The sequence below is a fragment of the Alcanivorax profundi genome (assembly GCF_003597125.1).
Lineage (GTDB): Bacteria > Pseudomonadota > Gammaproteobacteria > Pseudomonadales > Alcanivoracaceae > Alcanivorax > Alcanivorax profundi.
Genome location: NZ_QYYA01000001.1, coordinates 706917 through 723121, shown reverse-complemented (window position 1 = coordinate 723121; position 16205 = coordinate 706917). Strand labels below are relative to the sequence as shown.

General features: G+C 59.6%; 13 protein-coding genes. 7 read left to right on the top strand and 6 right to left on the bottom strand.

The annotated features are described in order from the left end of the window. Positions 1-47: 47 nt before the first annotated feature. The 5 genes from D4A39_RS03370 to D4A39_RS03350 all read left to right on the top strand — a co-directional run bounded on the left by D4A39_RS03370 (position 48) and on the right by D4A39_RS03350 (position 7844). Entirely contained in the window at positions 48-1655 is a 1608-nt protein-coding gene (locus tag D4A39_RS03370; protein WP_119917477.1) for a carboxyl transferase domain-containing protein, read from the top strand. Positions 1656-1696: 41 nt separating this feature from the next. After that, positions 1697-2470, top strand: a complete 774-nt coding sequence (locus tag D4A39_RS03365) for an enoyl-CoA hydratase/isomerase family protein (protein ID WP_119917476.1) — start codon at positions 1697-1699, stop codon at positions 2468-2470. Between the two features lie 96 nt (positions 2471-2566). After that, positions 2567-4522, top strand: coding sequence for an acetyl/propionyl/methylcrotonyl-CoA carboxylase subunit alpha (locus D4A39_RS03360; RefSeq protein WP_119917475.1), 1956 nt, complete (start codon positions 2567-2569; stop codon positions 4520-4522). A gap of 20 nt (positions 4523-4542) precedes the next feature. After that, complete coding sequence (locus D4A39_RS03355) at positions 4543-6480, top strand: acetoacetate--CoA ligase (protein WP_119917474.1); 1938 nt, start codon at positions 4543-4545, stop codon at positions 6478-6480. Positions 6481-6581: 101 nt separating this feature from the next. After that, positions 6582-7844 (top strand): hypothetical protein, encoded by a 1263-nt coding sequence (locus D4A39_RS03350; protein WP_119917473.1) that lies wholly within the window; start codon positions 6582-6584, stop codon positions 7842-7844. A gap of 144 nt (positions 7845-7988) precedes the next feature. On the opposite strand, the gene D4A39_RS03345 is transcribed toward D4A39_RS03350, so the two are convergent. Next, on the bottom strand, positions 7989-8231 hold the full coding sequence (locus D4A39_RS03345; protein WP_022984323.1) for an HP1242/YdcH family protein: 243 nt from the start codon (positions 8229-8231) through the stop codon (positions 7989-7991). Between the two features lie 203 nt (positions 8232-8434). Here D4A39_RS03345 and D4A39_RS03340 point away from each other — a divergent pair, with 203 nt between their 5' ends. After that, complete coding sequence (locus D4A39_RS03340; protein WP_022984322.1) at positions 8435-9379, top strand: oxygenase MpaB family protein; 945 nt, start codon at positions 8435-8437, stop codon at positions 9377-9379. Positions 9380-9450: 71 nt separating this feature from the next. On the opposite strand, the gene djlA is transcribed toward D4A39_RS03340, so the two are convergent. From djlA to D4A39_RS03315, 5 genes are all read right to left on the bottom strand, one after another. Continuing rightward, entirely contained in the window at positions 9451-10290 is an 840-nt protein-coding gene (gene djlA / locus D4A39_RS03335) for a co-chaperone DjlA (protein WP_022984321.1), read from the bottom strand. A gap of 10 nt (positions 10291-10300) precedes the next feature. Continuing rightward, a complete protein-coding gene (gene hyi, locus D4A39_RS03330; protein ID WP_022984320.1) occupies positions 10301-11080 on the bottom strand; it encodes a hydroxypyruvate isomerase in 780 nt (259 codons plus the stop codon). Continuing rightward, a complete protein-coding gene (locus D4A39_RS03325) occupies positions 11080-11985 on the bottom strand; it encodes an NAD(P)-dependent oxidoreductase (protein ID WP_035481701.1) in 906 nt (301 codons plus the stop codon). Before D4A39_RS03325 ends, hyi begins: the two co-directional genes overlap by 1 nt. Positions 11986-12152: 167 nt before the next feature. Beyond that, positions 12153-14063 carry a cytochrome c/FTR1 family iron permease gene (locus tag D4A39_RS03320; RefSeq protein ID WP_022984318.1) on the bottom strand — a complete coding sequence of 637 codons (1911 nt, stop codon included), beginning with the start codon at positions 14061-14063 and terminating at the stop codon, positions 12153-12155. A 79-nt stretch (positions 14064-14142) separates the two neighbouring features. After that, a complete protein-coding gene (locus D4A39_RS03315; RefSeq protein WP_022984317.1) occupies positions 14143-14811 on the bottom strand; it encodes a DNA-3-methyladenine glycosylase I in 669 nt (222 codons plus the stop codon). 128 nt (positions 14812-14939) lie between these two features. Here D4A39_RS03315 and D4A39_RS03310 point away from each other — a divergent pair, with 128 nt between their 5' ends. Then, positions 14940-16169 carry a pyridoxal phosphate-dependent aminotransferase gene (locus tag D4A39_RS03310; RefSeq protein WP_022984316.1) on the top strand — a complete coding sequence of 410 codons (1230 nt, stop codon included), beginning with the start codon at positions 14940-14942 and terminating at the stop codon, positions 16167-16169. The last annotated feature ends 36 nt before the right edge of the window (positions 16170-16205 follow it).

Sequence of the window (16205 nt, the reverse complement as noted above, 5' to 3'; positions counted from 1 at the left end):
GGAGGGGACGTCCGACGTCAGACACCGGACGTCCGACCGCAATTGCCATGCCCAAGATTAACAGTCAGATCAACCCGGCCAGTCCGGAATTCCAGGCGAACCGGGAGCACAACCTGGGCTTGCGTCAGCAGCTTCAGGACAAGCTGGCCCACATTGCCCACGGGGGCGGTGAAGCGGCGGAGCAACGCTTGCGTGAACGGGGCAAGTTACCGGTGCGCGAGCGCATCGACCGCTTGCTGGACCCGGGCTCCCCGTTTCTGGAAATTGGCGCTCTGGCCGCCGATGGCGTCTATGGCGAAGACGTCCCTGCGGCGGGCTGTGTGGGCGGCATTGGCCGGATCCAGGGCGTGGAATGCATGATCGTGGCCAACGACCCCACGGTAAAAGGCGGCAGCTACTACCCGCTCACGGTGAAGAAACATCTGCGTGCCCAGAGCATCGCAGCGGAAAACCGTCTGCCCTGTGTCTATCTGGTGGATTCCGGTGGCGCCAACCTGCCCCGCCAGGATGAAGTGTTCCCGGACCGGGAGCACTTTGGCCGCATCTTCTTCAATATGGCCAACATGTCGGCCCGTGGCATTCCGCAAATCAGTGTTGTGCTCGGCTCCTGTACGGCTGGCGGCGCCTACGTACCCGCCATGGCCGACGAAGTGATCATGGTGAAAGAGCAAGCCACGATCTTCCTGGCCGGCCCCCCCTTGGTGAAGGCCGCTACCGGCGAAGTGGTCAGTGCAGAAGCCCTGGGTGGCGCCAACCTGCACTGTGAGCAATCCGGGGTGGCAGACCATCTGGCCGAAGACGAGCCCCATGCCTTGGCGCTGGCGCGTAATTGCATCGCCCACCTCAACTGGCACAAGCCGGACCAGGTCAAGCGTCGCGCCGTATTACCCCCCGCTTATGCCAGCGAAGAGCTGTATGGCGTCATCCCCACCACCACCCGTCAGCCCATGCCGGCACGGGAACTGATCGCCCGCATCGTCGATGGCTCTGAGCTGGATGAATTCAAGGCCCGCTATGGCACCACGCTGGTGTGCGGCTTCGCCCATATCCATGGTTATCCGGTGGGCATTCTCGCCAATGACGGGGTGCTCTATTCCGAATCGGCCCAGAAAGGCGCGCACTTTATTGAACTGTGCAACCAGCGAAAGATTCCCCTGCTGTTCCTGCAGAACATCACCGGTTTCATGGTCGGCAAGAAATACGAGTCGGAAGGGATCGCCAAACACGGGGCCAAAATGGTCAATGCCGTGGCCTGTGCCACCGTGCCCAAATTCACCGTGATCACCGGTGGCAGTTTTGGGGCCGGCAACTACGGCATGTGCGGGCGCGCCTATGACCCTCGCTTTATGTTCATGTGGCCCAACGCCCGTATCTCCGTCATGGGTGGCGAACAGGCCGCCAGCGTGCTCACCCAGGTGAAGCAGGCTTCCATGAAAAAGAAAGGCCAGCAATGGAGCGAGGACGAAGCCCGTCAGTTCCAGTCCGACATGACCGAGCAGTACGAACAGATGGCCCAGCCCTGGTATGCCAGTGCCCGGCTCTGGGATGACGGCGTCATCGACCCGGCAGATACCCGCGACGTCCTGGGCATGGCCATCTCTGCCAGCCTCAATGCCCCCATCGAGGACACGCGTTACGGCGTGTTCAGGATGTGATTTTGCGTCGGACGTCAGACGCTTAACCCCTGGAGCAAAACATGAGCGTTAGCACACAAATCGAAGGCAGGGTTGCTCGCATTACGCTGGACAATCCTGACAAAAGAAACGCGTTCGATGACACCATCATTGCGTCACTGACCCAGGCGTTTGAGAACGTTGGCGGTGACACCGGGATTCGGGTGGTGGTATTGCAGGCAGCGGGCAAGCATTTTTCCGCCGGGGCCGATCTCAACTGGATGCGGGCCATGGGGCAGCTCGATGAGCAGCAGAACCGTGACGATGCCCTGAAACTTGCCAGGCTGATGCAGGCGATAGATCAGTGCCCGAAACCGGTGATCGCCCGGGTTCAGGGCGCCGCCTTTGGCGGTGCCCTGGGATTGATCTGTGCCGCCGACATGGCCGTGGCGGCAGACAACGCCCGTTTCTGCCTGAGCGAAGTCAAACTCGGCATTATCCCTGCGGTGATCAGCCCCTATGTGGTGCGTGCCATCGGTGCGCGTCAGGCCAATCGTTATTTCATGACCGCCGAAGTCATCCCGGCGGACCGGGCACAGGCACTGGGCATTGCCCATGAGGTGGTTGCGGAAGCCGAACTCGACAGCGCCGTTGCGCGCCTGGTCGAAGCGCTGCTCAGCGGCGGTCCGGCGGCCCAGATCGCCTGCCGGGATCTGATCGCGCGGGTCAGTGACGGCGCCATCGATGAAGCCATGCTGGAAGACACCGCCGCCCGTATCGCCCGCCTGCGTACCAGCGCTGAAGGGCAGGAAGGTCTGAGCGCTTTTCTGGAAAAACGCTCACCAAACTGGATGTAACCCACTTTTCCGCAGAAGCGCCGCTGGCGGCGCGATCAACCCACGCCGGGAATCACGCCGCCAGCAACGCGCCTGCAACCGCAAATAGGCATAACCATGGCAACGATAAAAAAACTGCTGATCGCCAACCGCGGGGAAATTGCCCGTCGCATCATCCGCACCTGCCGCCAACAAGGCATTGCCACCGTGGCAGTGTACTCCGATGTGGATGCCACCCTGCCCCATGTCCGTGAGGCGGATCAGGCCGTGTGCCTGGGCCCGGCAGCGGCGCGAGAAAGCTATCTGGTGATCCACAAGATTATCACCGCAGCGAAGGAGACTGGCGCGGACGCCATTCATCCCGGCTACGGCTTTCTGTCTGAGAATACCGAGCTGGCGGCCGCCTGTGAGCAGGCGGGCATCATTTTTGTCGGCCCTAACGCCCGCGCCATTGAAGTAATGGGTGACAAGGCTGCTGCACGTCAGCTCATGGCCGACAGCGGTGTCCCGGTACTGCCCGGTTTCGATGAAGACGGCGCCAGTGACGAGACGCTACTGGCCGCCAGTGACAGTGTCGGCTTTCCGCTGCTGATCAAGGCCGTGGCCGGCGGCGGCGGCAAGGGCATGCGGGTGGTGAACAGCGCCAACGCGTTTGCCGAATCCCTGGCCGCGGCTCGCCGTGAAGCCCGCAGTGCTTTCGGCGATGATCGCGTGCTGCTGGAGCGTTACCTGCCCACCGCCCGCCATGTGGAAGTGCAGGTTTTCGCAGACAATTACGGCAATGCGGTACACCTGTTCGAGCGCGATTGCTCGGTGCAGCGTCGCCACCAGAAGGTCATTGAGGAAGCCCCGGCACCGGGTCTGGATGAACAGACCCGCCAGGCGTTCGGCAACGCTGCCGTTCAGGCCGCCCTGGCCATTGATTACCGTGGCGCCGGCACGGTGGAGTTTTTATACGCTCCTGATGGCCAGTTCTATTTCATGGAAATGAACACCCGCCTGCAGGTGGAACACCCTGTCACTGAAATGATCACCGGAGAAGACCTGGTGGCCTGGCAACTGGCGGTCGCCGCCGGGGAGCCGCTGCCCAAGGCACAACAGCAGATTCAGCGTCATGGCCATGCCATGGAAGTTCGCCTGTACGCAGAAAACCCGGAACAGGGTTTTCTGCCCTCTTCCGGCCTGCTCAGTCACCTGCGTTGGCCCCACGAACTGGCCCGCGTCGATGCCGGGTACGAACAGGGAGACAGGGTCGAAGAATTCTACGACCCGATGATCGCCAAGCTGATCTGCTATGGAGAGGATCGCCAGGCCGCCCGGCAAAAACTGATCAACGCCCTGAATCGGCTCGAACTGCAAGGGATTCATCACAACGCGCCCTTCCTGCGACGGGTGCTGGCGGATGAGGCCTTTGCCCTTGCCGAGCTGGACACCCGCCTGCTGGAGCATCGCCCGCACTTACTTGAAACTGATGCCTGCGAGCCTGCATTGCTGGCCGTGGCCGCCAGCCGACTGGCGGCACTGCCAGCCACTGCCAGTGATCACCCCTGGGAATCACTGCAGGGCTGGCGCCCGCAGGGGCAGCGCGTGCGCGTCACCGCCTGCCAGGTGGACCAGCATCCGGTGATGGTGCGTGAAAATAACGGTGACGCCAGTGCCGAGGTACACACCGGCCAGGTGCAGCTCACCGTGAACGACAGCGCCTTTCGCCTGCGCTGGGGCCAGCAATCGCTGTGCGGCTATTTCCATTTACAGACCTCAACGCGCACCGTACGACTGTTTGTGGGGGGACAGGCTTACACGGTTACCCTCAACCCGTCCCTCGACAACGCCGCACAGGATGCCGCCGGCGGCTTTGTCGCCCCCATGAGCGGTACCATCGTGGCCCTGCATGTTGAGGCTGGCGCTACGGTGGCACCCGGCGATGCCGTGATTACGCTGGAAGCCATGAAAATGGAACACACACTACGAGCCACCGAAGCCGGCACCGTGCAGCATTTCCCGGTGAGCGCAGGCGACAGCGTCAGCGAAGGCACCCTACTGGTCGAATTCGAGGCGGATTCCGCCCGCTGAAACCCAACGGAGACACCCCCATGTCCGCACCGCTCTGGCAACCAGGACGCGCCGAACAACACAGCCAGCTGAGCCATTTCTGGCAGCAGGCCAGAGAGATCAGTGGCGAGCCCCTCCCCGATTACCGGGCCTTGCATGGCTGGTCGGTGCAACACCCGGAAACCTTCTGGCGACAGGTCTGGGATCACTGCGGCATCATCGGCGAACCGGGCAGCACCGTGCTCGAACCCGCAGCGCGTTTTCAGGACTGTCGCTGGTTCCCGCAAGCCACCCTGAACTACGCCGAAAACCTGCTACAGCGTAACGACGCTCACCCGGCCCTGGTCAGCGAGCTCGAAGACGGTACCCGTCAGGTGATCAGTTATGCCCAGCTACGGGTTGCCGCAGGCCAGGTGGCCGCGCAACTGCAGGCGGCGGGCATTCAGCCCGGTGACCGGGTGGCGGGCTTCATGCCAAACCGTATCGAAACCGTGGTGGCAGCCCTCGGTGCCGCCTGGATCGGCGCGGTCTGGTCATCGTGCTCCCCGGATTTCGGCGTATCCGGGGTGCTGGACCGGTTTGGCCAGATCGAACCCCGGGTTCTGATTGCCTGTGACGGTTACCACTACAATGGTAAATGGATTGATCTGGAGCCCCGCATCCACGAACTGCATAGCGCACTCAGCCCGGAACTGCTGGTGGTGGTGCCCGGCAAAGGCAGCAGCAGCCGGGTGCAGAAGGCGCTGATCTGGCAAGCGTGGCTCGACGCGGCGGCACCCGCCCCGGAATTTCAGCGCTTACCGTTCAACCACCCCCTGTTCATTCTCTACTCGTCCGGCACCACCGGACAGCCCAAGTGCATCGTTCACGGTGCCGGCGGCACCTTGCTGCAGCAAACCAAGGAACTGCAACTGCACGGCGATGTGAGCCGTGATGACACCCTGTTCTATTTCACCACCTGTGGCTGGATGATGTGGAACTGGCTGATCTGCGGCCTGCACACCGGCGCAACGCTGGTGCTGTACGATGGCAACCCCGCCTACCCCTCCACCGCACGCCTGTTTGACCTGATCGACAGCGAGCGCATTACCCATTTCGGCACCAGCGCAAAATTCATTCAGGCGGTGGAAAAATCCGGGCTGGTCCCCAAAGAATCCCATCAGCTCAATGAGCTGCGCACCCTGTTCTCCACCGGCTCGCCGCTGCTGCACGAGAGTTATGATTTCCTCTATCAGCAGGTCAAACCGGATCTGTTGGTCAGTTCGATCTCCGGAGGTACTGACATCATTTCCTGCTTCGCGCTCGGCAACCCGTTAGTGCCCGTCTATCGCGGTGAACTGCAATGCCTGGGGCTGGGGATGGACGTGTGCGTGCTTGATGACAGCGGGCAAGCCCTGAGCGACCGCAAAGGTGAACTGGTGTGCCGCCAGCCCTTCCCTTCCTGCCCGGTGCAGTTCTGGAATGACCCGGATGGAACTCGCTTCCACAACGCCTACTTTGCCCGCTTCGACAATCTCTGGGCCCACGGAGACTATGCCCAACGGGTGCCGCACGATGGCAACGACGGTCTGATTATCCATGGCCGTTCAGATGCGGTGCTTAACCCCGGCGGAGTGCGTATCGGCACCGCAGAAATTTACCGGCAGGTGGAAACCCTCGGTGCCATTCGCGAAGCCATCGTAGTGGGCCAGGAATGGCAAGGCGATGTGCGCGTGGTGTTGTTTGTGGTCCTGGCAGAGGGAGAATCGCTTACCGACGCCCTTAAGCAACAGATTCGTCAAGCTATTCGTGAAGGCGCCAGCCCGCGTCATGTCCCTGCGGTGATCCTCACGGTGCCGGAAATTCCGCGCACCGTCAGCGGCAAGATCGTGGAGCTGGCCGTGCGGGAGGTCATCCACGGCCGCCCTGTCACCAACCGCAATGCGCTAGCCAACCCACAGGCACTGGAACACTTCTCCGGCAGGCCAGAGTTGGCCTGACCGCATACACCCCACCGACGCACCGTTCGTTGCCAGGGTCATTGACGGCCATCACGAAACGCGCATGATGGGAGGCATTGTGGTTTTACTGTGACACGGCAATGAATAACAACAATAGATTGTTCACACTTTTCTTGCTGCTTCTGGCCTTTCCCCTTGCCCTGCAGGCTCAGGTGGTGACCCTCACCGGCAAGGACTTTCCCCAGCTGCTTGGCAAGCAGAACGGCCTGTACTCGTTCTTTGCCATGAAAGAAGGACGCCTCGCCCCCGTTCCTCACCAGTGGGTGGAATGGTCAGAACAGGGGTATCCGTTCTTTGAGGAAGACGGCAGCACTGACCGAATTGGTGACCCCAGGCGCATCGACGCCGAAGACCGTCTACTGCTGCGATTTGAAGATGGTGGCCCCTCCCTGTCTGGGCAGACCACCGAAAGCGTCGTCGCCCAACTTGCCGTCACCCATGGCGTGCAGACCCGTCTTTTCTATCTGGTCAAAAATGCCTATCTGCAGAACACCGATCGATACATCCAGTTTGATCCGTCCACCATGACGATCAAGAGCACGGATTTCGCTCTGACCATGGCAGACAACAACCTGTTCAAATGGAACAACTTCTATTTTCGCGGCTTCGAGGGGGAAAACGGCCAGCGGCAAAGTATTCTCGACACGCTGAAACTGCGTTTAAGTGCCGGCGTCTTTGGCGAGAACAACCGCGTCACCCTGAACAACAATAACCTGGACCCCAAGGTCAAACAGATCATCAATGGCCCACTGGCGGCAATGGTGTATGCGTCCACCTCGGTGAAGGTCGCACGGGTACCCGTGCTGAAGATACACAACTATTTTTTGATCATGCCACAGCAAGTGGAAATCCATAGCCGCTTTACTCTGCCCGGCATTGCTGACACGGTACTGGAGCGCCCTGCCCTGGATATTTCCCTGGATGGCAACGGGCTCTACGACAGCAAGCTGGTCACCAGTTGGACCGGTAACCACGTGGGGATCACCGATGGGACACTGTCGGAATCCGAAAAAACCATGCTGACCATGCCACTGGCCGGCGACAACTGGATCTGGTTTGGTACCGGTCGTGGCTTCGATCTGCTGGCACAGCTGGCGTTTGTGAAAGGCTTCAACACTCCTGTCAGGCTGCTTTATCAGGACGACGCAAATCTTGTCAACGAGCCCGAGCGCTTCCCCGGGCAGCTTCCCAACGTAGGCTTTTCACTGACCGATATTCCCTTCGGGCAAGAATTCTATTTCGTCACCCGCTTGTTCTACAGCAAGGACAGCAACGGCCTTCCACCCGGTAAATACGCCCAACAGACCATCACGGCTACCAGCGCCTCCCTGCAAATGCAGTAGAGCCTTCCTTCTCTGCCCTACCAGGCACTGAGTGCCTGGCTGGGCTGAACGTCTGATGACCATTTCGGACAACAGAATTCATGAGGTAACACCAACAGCTGTTCTTCACAGGCCGCAGTGGAAATACCCAGTTTAGAGTTGCGGTTAACTTCCCTGAGTAAGGCGCTGATAGATCAGGTCTTTAAGATGCAGACGATTCTGTTTGAGGCGCTCCATTTCCTGATCGGAAAGCGGGCTTTCACGCATTTCCAGGCCCCGGATCTGCTTGTCGAGTTTGTCATGCTCATGTACCCGCGAAAGAAAGTCCGGGTCGGTTTTCGATAGGGCATCAATACGGTCGTGAAAGTCGGGAAATTCGTGGTGGATGCTATGATTTTCGCCCAACATGAACCTTTCTCCTTTGTGACATTCCGTCATTGCGAATACCGACACTACGCCACTATCCGCATACTTTTCAGGCAGCCCTGCCAAATCACCACAATGACTGATTAGATTCAATCCTGCCTGCCCTTACCATCAAATGTTCGAGGGTACTACGTTGTCACCTAAGGTGGGTGGTAGTCCAGTGACCGCAGAGGGAGGCGTGCATCATGGCTTTACCGTATCTGTTGACTCGTGAACATCTTCAGACCGGCCTTGAGCAGGCGGCAGATACTTGCTCACAACCTGATGCCGGGTTATTCGGTCCAGGCTCAGTTATCTGGCAACTACTGCGCGAGAACCTCACGACCCTGGCACAAGGGCGGACCTTGATACTGGCCCTGGCCCACAGCAGGCTCTCGCAACTCCTGCCCACCCACCATGATGTCATTCAACGTATTCAACACACTCAGGTGTTTTTGCTGAAGGTGGTTTTCGGCAATCTGGATCAGGCGCTGGTGACATTGAACAGCCAGCGGGCTCGAAACAAGACACTGTTTCAAGTGGATGACAGCGATACTCTGGTTTATATGCTGAGCGCCTGGATTGACTCCTGTATGACGGTTCACCAGAGCGTCATTGAACCGATCAACAGTGCCCTGCAGGAGCGACTCTTTGAAGAAGCAATGCTGCTTGCCCAGGTCATGGGGGTACCCGAGCAGGCCCTTCCCGCAGACTGGCATCGCTGGCGCCGCTGGTGGCAGCACAGACTGGCCAGGCCCGTCTCTCTCTCGCCTCGGCGACAACAGGTTATGGATGCACTACTACGGGAGCAGGGCTATCCGGGCAGAACCCCCTATGGCGCGTATTACCCCCACGCGGCGTATCAATTGCCCGGGCACTGGCAGCAGGCCTGCCAACTGCCACAACGCAATCTGGACCGACACCGGCAGCACCAACGCCAGCTTCAGCGGCTGATGGACATTACCCGCAATCTGCCGGAACGGTTGCGCTACCAGCCCGCTTTCCAGGAAGCACAACAACGGCTGCGTGGCCGGGCCCGGGCGGATCTGGCAACGCGTTTGCTGAATCGGTGGTGGACCGGCGAAAGTGAGCTGGTCAGCAGTGGCTGGTCCATCCCGAAAGTGGACCGACTCACCAGCGCCAGCTATTGAGGCTCAAGGGAAAGCATCAGGGGTGAAGATCAATGGGCAGAGCCCTCACGGGCACTCCCGGCGGGATCGCGTTATTTGAAACCCCGGTTTTCCTTGATCATCTCGTAGGCCTTACTGATCTCGGCGGTTTTTTCCGTGGCCATGCGGATCATTTCTTCCGGTACACCTCGGGCGGCCATCTTGTCCGGATGGTGCTGGCTCATCAATTTACGGTAGGCCTTTTTGATCTCGGGATTAGACGCCGATTCATCGACCCCCAGCACCTGATAGGCCTGAGCGAGCGATGGCCGCGACGGCCCCTGGCCATATTGTTGCCCGCCTTGAGCACCCGGCCGGGCACCGGAGAATTGTGCCTGTGCCAACAGCATGTTCAGGATCTGACGGAACTGCTGAGGCGGCACGCCCAACCCCTCTGCCACCCGTAGCAAGACCGCCTCCTCTTCCTCGTGCAAGGTGCCGTCAGCAAGGGCAATTTGCAGCAGCACTTCCAGCAAGACCAAAATCAGTTGCTTGCGAAACCGGACCGCATGGGCAAATTGTGCAACCGTGTCCTGCAAGGGGAAATCGGCTTCCTTGCCACGGTTAAACAACGCAATGGCTTGCTTGCGCTGTTCCTCGTCAAGCTGCATGCGGTCCATCACGGCACGAGCCTGGGTAATTTCATCCTCGCTCACTCTGCCGTCGGCCTTGGCAAGATGCCCCATGATCGAAAACACGGTATCGAACAGGGCTTTTTGCACCGCTTGCTGCTCACCCGGTCCATACGGGCGGAAAGGGTTAAAGGTCCGGACCTGTTCGGCCCCCTTATCGAGCATATGCCCAATCAGCAGACCAATCCCCAGACCGATGGGGCCACCCACCAGCATGCCCAGCAGACCGAGAATAATCTTGCCGCCCCAATTGAATTGCATGGTTAATCCGTTACTTCAGTGAATGAAACCAGCCAAGACTGCTGCTGGTATCCGTTTGTGGCCGGTATTCGGCACTGACCCACCCCTGGTAATCCAGGCTGTCGATATGCGCAAACACCTGTTCGAAATGGATTTCTCCCGTACCGGGTTCATGACGCCCCGGATTATCCGCAAACTGGATATGTCCTATATGGGGACAAAGTCGGGAAAGGGAACGGCAAAGATCACCTTCCATGATCTGCATATGATAGATGTCATACTGCAAACGAATGTTGTCTCGCCCGGCCGCTTCGATCGCCGCCACCGCGGTGGCAGACCGGTCCAGCAAAAATCCGGGCATGTCCACCCGACTATTGATGGCTTCGACCATCAGGGTTCGCCCGTCTGCGGCCAGCAGGTCCGCCGCAAAACGCAGATTATCAACCAGGGTATCGAAGGCGATCTCCAGCGCAAGCGAGTCCGGACGCAGCCCCGCCAGACAATTGATCTGTTGGCAGTCTAATCCGCGGGCATACTCCAGCGCCTGAAAAACCCCTTCACGAAACTCCTCCACCCGATCGGGCAGGCAGGCGATGCCTCGCTCACCTTGCTCCCAGTCCCCCGGTGGCAGGTTAAACAACACCTGGCTCAGACCATGATCGGCCAACCTTGCCTGCAGTTCAGCAATGTCCCAAGGGTACGGAAACAGGTATTCCACACCGCCGAAACCCGCCTCGGCCGCAGCCTGAAAGCGATCCAGAAACGGCAGCTCGGTATACAGCATGCTCAGGTTGGCAGCGAAACGGGGCATCAGGAATCCTTGTCGGCGGCGGGTTCAACCAGTCGGACGCCATTGAGACGCTCCAGTTCCAGCAACAGGCCACTGTGGTCCACTTCACCGTGCCCACTGGCCAACAGCGCGCGGTATTCCTCGAATACACGCTGACTCAGAGGCAAGCTCAATCCTTCGGCACGGGCTTCATCCAGGATCATGCGAAGATCCTTGAGCTGGATACGGGCGGGAGCCCCAGGCTCAAAGTTACGCTGCAGCATCCGCTCGCCGTGTTGCTCGAGAATCTTGCTGCCCGCAAATCCGCCCATCAATGCCTCTCGCACCTTGTCGGGTCTGGCACCGCCTTTTGCAGCCAACAGCAGGGCTTCGGACACCGCCCCAATGGTAATCCCGACAATGGCCTGATTGGCCAGTTTGGCGAGCTGGCCACTGCCCACCGGACCAATGTGGGTCACCTTTCCCATGGGGTGAAAGATGTCAGCGGCCTGTACGAACGCCTCATCCGCGCCCCCCACCATGATGGAAAGGGTACCCGCTTCTGCACCGCGGGTGCCCCCGGACACCGGTGCATCCAGATACTGGCCACCCTGCTCTTCCACCCGTGCCGCATGCCGTCGAGCCGTACCCGGCTCCACCGAACTCATATCGACCACCAGCGCTCCCTGACGCAGGCCGGCAATGGCGCCACTGTGATACAGCACCTGATCGACTACTGAACCATTCTCCAGCATGGTGATAATCACATCAGCGTCAGCCACGGCGTCGGCGGGGCTGTCTGCCACCCGCGCGCGTTCCTGAAACGGTTGCGCTTTATCACGGCTGCGGTTCCAGATCGTCATGGGGAAACCGGCAGCCAGAAGCCGGGAGACCATGGGCGTCCCCATCAGGCCGATTCCGAGAAAACTGATATGCGGTAGTGTCATAGGGTAAAGGCGTCTGAATGTCGCACACGACGTTGTAAGACAGGGTGGGACTCACCCGCAAGAGACAGGATTATTGCTGATCAAGGCCACGGTGAAAACTCGGACATCTGTGCGCACCTCTGTGCGACAGCCATAAAAAGGGCTCCTTATGGAGCCCTTATACGCCGTCAGCCTGTCGCGCGGCTTCTCCACCACAGCACAAGCGCCAGCAGGATGGCGACGGCCTGGGCCGCCACCCCTTGCACCGTCGGATAAATGCCCAACCATTCTATGGTGGGCACACCCAGATAGAAGGCGCTGATCAAGCCCGCTTCCTGAAGGGCTGCAATCCCGTTGCCCAGCAGAATCACCGACAGCACCAGCAGCACAATACTGGTCACCCGGAAGAACAGGCTCAGCGGCAACTTCATGCCGATGCGGAAGAACAGCAGGCAGACCACGGCCAACGCCACGACGGCAGCCGCAATACCGTAGAAAAGGTAGGGCTGCGTGACAGACGTCACCTGGCTCCAAAGCGCCTGGTAAAACAGGATCGTCTCGAAAATTTCCCGGTACACAGAAATAAACGAGACAAACGCCAGTACCCAGACCGTGCCGCTACCCAGCGCCGAGTCCACCTTGTTGCGGATATAGCCCAGCCATTTCTGGCTATGACTGTTGCTGTGCATCCAGAAACCGACATAGAACAGGATAAAGGCGGCCACGACACCCGCCAGCCCTTCCGTCAGTTCACGCGAGGCACCGCTGAAAGTAATCAACGTATTGGCCACGTACCAGGTCACACCCCCGGCCACCAGGGCCAGTATCCAACCCAGATGAATATAACGGGTCGCCCGTACGGCATTGGCCTTACGGGTAAAGGTGAGCAGGGCTGCCACCACCAGCAAGGCTTCCAGCCCTTCCCGGAACAGGATAAAGAAACTGGCCGACAGGGTCGCCGCCGGACTCAACCCATCGCCGGACAAGGCCTCAGCCGCTTGCGCCAGTCCTTGCTGGGCAGCGGACACTTTTTCACTAACCTCACTGGCATCACGCTCGCGGTCAATGGCTTCACGTACGGCCATAAACTGGCCTTCTGCACGTCGCATCAGAGCAGCATCGACCGCCGCCAGCTGCTGCTCAATCATTTCAAAGCCATCCAGATAAGCGGACAGGGCTGCGGCTTTGGCAGCAGCCTGGTCCCCCGCCGTATAAGCCTTGTCTGCCGCGGCAAGCTTGTCATGGCTCAGGGCGATAAAGCGGTTCTTGTTGAACAACGCAGACGGCTCGCTGCGCAAATAACCCAGCGCGGCATAGGCTTTCTCGCCCTGCGCCTTGAGCACATCCTCCGGCGCCTGCGCCACCAGGGTGTCCAGATTCAGCGACGCCTTCATCCCCGGAACGTTGTTGAAGGCCGCACGCCCCTCAGAAGCCACCGACTCAGTCACCGCCTTGCTGCCCACGTAAAACGCCAGCGCCCAACGATCGTCGTCGCCAAGCGCGTCGCCATAGGCCGCCATACCGGTCCCTTCCACCCCCTGGGTGATGGTGGTGTGCAGACCCAGCAACGAGCGCCCGTTATAGCGGGCGACCTCGGTGAAGTCCGTGGGGGCAGGCTCAAGAGCGGCACCCGCAGGGCCATCGCCCTTGCCCTGCGCCCCATGACAGGCCGCGCAGTGCGTCTGGTACAGGGTTGCTGCGCGGGCGAGGTCCGGCGCGGCTTTCGGGGATACGGGGATACCGTAGACCGACACCAGGGTGCCACGGATAGATTGCGCCAGCGCCTTAATCTGCGGCTCAGCAGCCTTGTCCGTCACCGCCTGCTGCAGAGCATCCGCCTGCTGCTGAAGCGCGGCTTTGCCATCAGCCTCCGCAAGCGTCGCCACCCCCTCTGCCAGCAGCTCGGTGAACTCCGCCATTTCGGCATATTCTTCTTCGCTGACCACCTGGCCATCGACAACGGCATTGATGTAATCGGCCCCAACGTACTCGACCAGCTGGACAAGCGCGGTCTGGTTTGAGGCAAAGGCAGGGAGTGACAGTGACACTAAAGCGGCCAGGACGAGGAAAAGGCGCCCCGGGGAGTGTGTATGGGTCATATTGAACCTGATTCACAGTTAGAAAGGCGAGTCATTATCATTAAAGCTCCCGCCCGCATCAAGACGCGCCTGCGGGGCATCAACCCACCGTAAACGCCAGCACCTTGCTGATGTGAGCCTGGGGCCAGCCACTTTCTGCCTGCCAGGTATTGAAGGCCGCCTGAGCCGCCCGCTGATCTCGCTGACTGGCCGGCGCCTTATCGAGAATGTTATGGGCTTTCAGCACCGCCACCACATCGTCGGTGGGGTACCAGGTATCCCGCCCGACCATGCGCAGAAAGGCCGCTCCGGAATTGCCGCCCAGTTGCTTGCCGCGCTTTTTGAGCAACTGCCACATACCAACCGTGTCATCCGTGGGCCAGACCGCCAACCACTCCCCTACGCTGCCGTATTCCTGGGCCAGATCGATGACGAACTGGGCATTGTGGCGGATCGCTTTCATCTTGCCCCAGTGCCGGATCAACCGCGTATCCTGCATGCGCTCGTCCAGCATGGGGTCGGGCATAAGCACCAGTTTTTCGGGGTCAAACCCAAAAAAGGCCTCTTCAAATGCGGGCCATTTATTATCGACCAGAGAATGTTTGAGCCCGGCGCGGAACACCCGTCGGGTCATGGCAGACAAATACCAGGCGTCATCACGGCTACGCAGAGTGGCCTGATCAGCTACCTCAGGGAGCTGGCTTTGCACCGCCTTCAGGCTGCCTTTACGGTTAACGGCCAGGGCCAGCAAATCCTTGAATGGGGTCACGCTCTTCTCCGTATTTCGTTTTGGTGCTTGGCGAAGCGACATTGTAGAATTGATCCCTTGCGCAACAGAACCCTGGGCGCTTCTTATTTCACGGCCGACCAACGCCGACACAGACAAACAGGACCGGCATGACCATCGACAGTTATCACGTCAACAAATCCGACAAGCTCAAAGGCGTATGTTATGACATCCGCGGCCCGGTGCTGCGTGAAGCGCATCGACTTGAAGACGAAGGGCACCGTGTGATCAAACTGAACATCGGCAACCCTGCCCCGTTCGGTTTCGAAGCCCCCGAAGAGCTGCTTCAGGACGTGATCAGCAACCTGCCCGAGTCCACTGGCTACTGCCATTCCAAAGGCCTGTTCCCGGCGCGCAAAGCCGTCATGCAATACACCCAGACCAAGGGCATCGAAGGGGTTACCGTTGATGATGTGATCATCGGCAATGGGGTCTCCGAACTGATCGTCATGGCCATGCAGGCACTCCTGAACAGCGGTGACGAGGTTCTGCTGCCCGCCCCTGACTACCCACTGTGGACGGCCTCTGTCCGCCTGTCCGGTGGCACCCCGGTGCACTACCTGTGCGACGAGCAACAGGACTGGCAACCGTCTCTGGAAGATATTCGTGCCAAGGTAAACAAGAACACCAAGGCTCTGGTCATCATCAACCCCAACAACCCGACCGGGGCCAACTACGAGCCGGCCATGCTGCAGGAACTGCTGCAGATTGCCCGCGAAAACAACCTGATCGTGTTCGCCGACGAGATCTACGACAAGATCCTTTACGACGGTGAAGAACACACCTCCATTGCTTCCATGGCCGATGACCTGCTGTTCATCACCTTCAATGGGTTGTCCAAGAATTACCGTGCTGCGGGCTTTCGTGCCGGCTGGATGGTCATTTCCGGCGCCAAACACCGCGCCGAAAGCTATATCGAAGGCCTGGATATGCTGGCCAGCATGCGGCTGTGTGCCAACGTCCCCAGCCAGCACGCCATCCAGACGGCCCTCGGGGGTTACCAGAGCATCAATGATTTGGTGCTGCCCACCGGCAGACTCGGTCGCCAACGGGATCTGGCCTGGGACATGCTGGAATCTATCCCCGGGGTCAGCTGCGTGAAACCCAAATCCGCCCTGTACCTGTTCCCGAAACTGGACCCGAAAGTCTTCCCGTTCCAGGACGATGAAGCCTTCGCACTGGATCTGCTTCGCGAAGAGAAAGTGCTGATCGTGCAAGGCACCGCCTTCAACTGGCCGGATCCCGATCACTTCCGCGTGGTATTCCTGCCGCGAGTGGATGATCTCGAAGATTCCATCGGGCGCATTGCCCGGTATCTGGATCGGGTACGAAAAAAATAGCGTTTATCGCTGTTAACTATTCACTGTTAACTGTTA

What these genes read in the sequence shown, in the direction of transcription:
- D4A39_RS03370 (WP_119917477.1), top strand. Translation starts at nt 48, where the DNA reads ATGCCCAAGATTAACAGTCAGATCAACCCGGCCAGTCCGGAATTCCAG.
- D4A39_RS03365 (WP_119917476.1), top strand. Translation starts at nt 1,697, where the DNA reads ATGAGCGTTAGCACACAAATCGAAGGCAGGGTTGCTCGCATTACGCTG.
- D4A39_RS03360 (WP_119917475.1), top strand. Translation starts at nt 2,567, where the DNA reads ATGGCAACGATAAAAAAACTGCTGATCGCCAACCGCGGGGAAATTGCC.
- D4A39_RS03355 (WP_119917474.1), top strand. Translation starts at nt 4,543, where the DNA reads ATGTCCGCACCGCTCTGGCAACCAGGACGCGCCGAACAACACAGCCAG.
- D4A39_RS03350 (WP_119917473.1), top strand. Translation starts at nt 6,582, where the DNA reads ATGAATAACAACAATAGATTGTTCACACTTTTCTTGCTGCTTCTGGCC.
- D4A39_RS03345 (WP_022984323.1), bottom strand. Translation starts at nt 8,231, where the DNA reads ATGTTGGGCGAAAATCATAGCATCCACCACGAATTTCCCGACTTTCAC.
- D4A39_RS03340 (WP_022984322.1), top strand. Translation starts at nt 8,435, where the DNA reads ATGGCTTTACCGTATCTGTTGACTCGTGAACATCTTCAGACCGGCCTT.
- djlA (WP_022984321.1), bottom strand. Translation starts at nt 10,290, where the DNA reads ATGCAATTCAATTGGGGCGGCAAGATTATTCTCGGTCTGCTGGGCATG.
- hyi (WP_022984320.1), bottom strand. Translation starts at nt 11,080, where the DNA reads ATGCCCCGTTTCGCTGCCAACCTGAGCATGCTGTATACCGAGCTGCCG.
- D4A39_RS03325 (WP_035481701.1), bottom strand. Translation starts at nt 11,985, where the DNA reads ATGACACTACCGCATATCAGTTTTCTCGGAATCGGCCTGATGGGGACG.
- D4A39_RS03320 (WP_022984318.1), bottom strand. Translation starts at nt 14,063, where the DNA reads ATGACCCATACACACTCCCCGGGGCGCCTTTTCCTCGTCCTGGCCGCT.
- D4A39_RS03310 (WP_022984316.1), top strand. Translation starts at nt 14,940, where the DNA reads ATGACCATCGACAGTTATCACGTCAACAAATCCGACAAGCTCAAAGGC.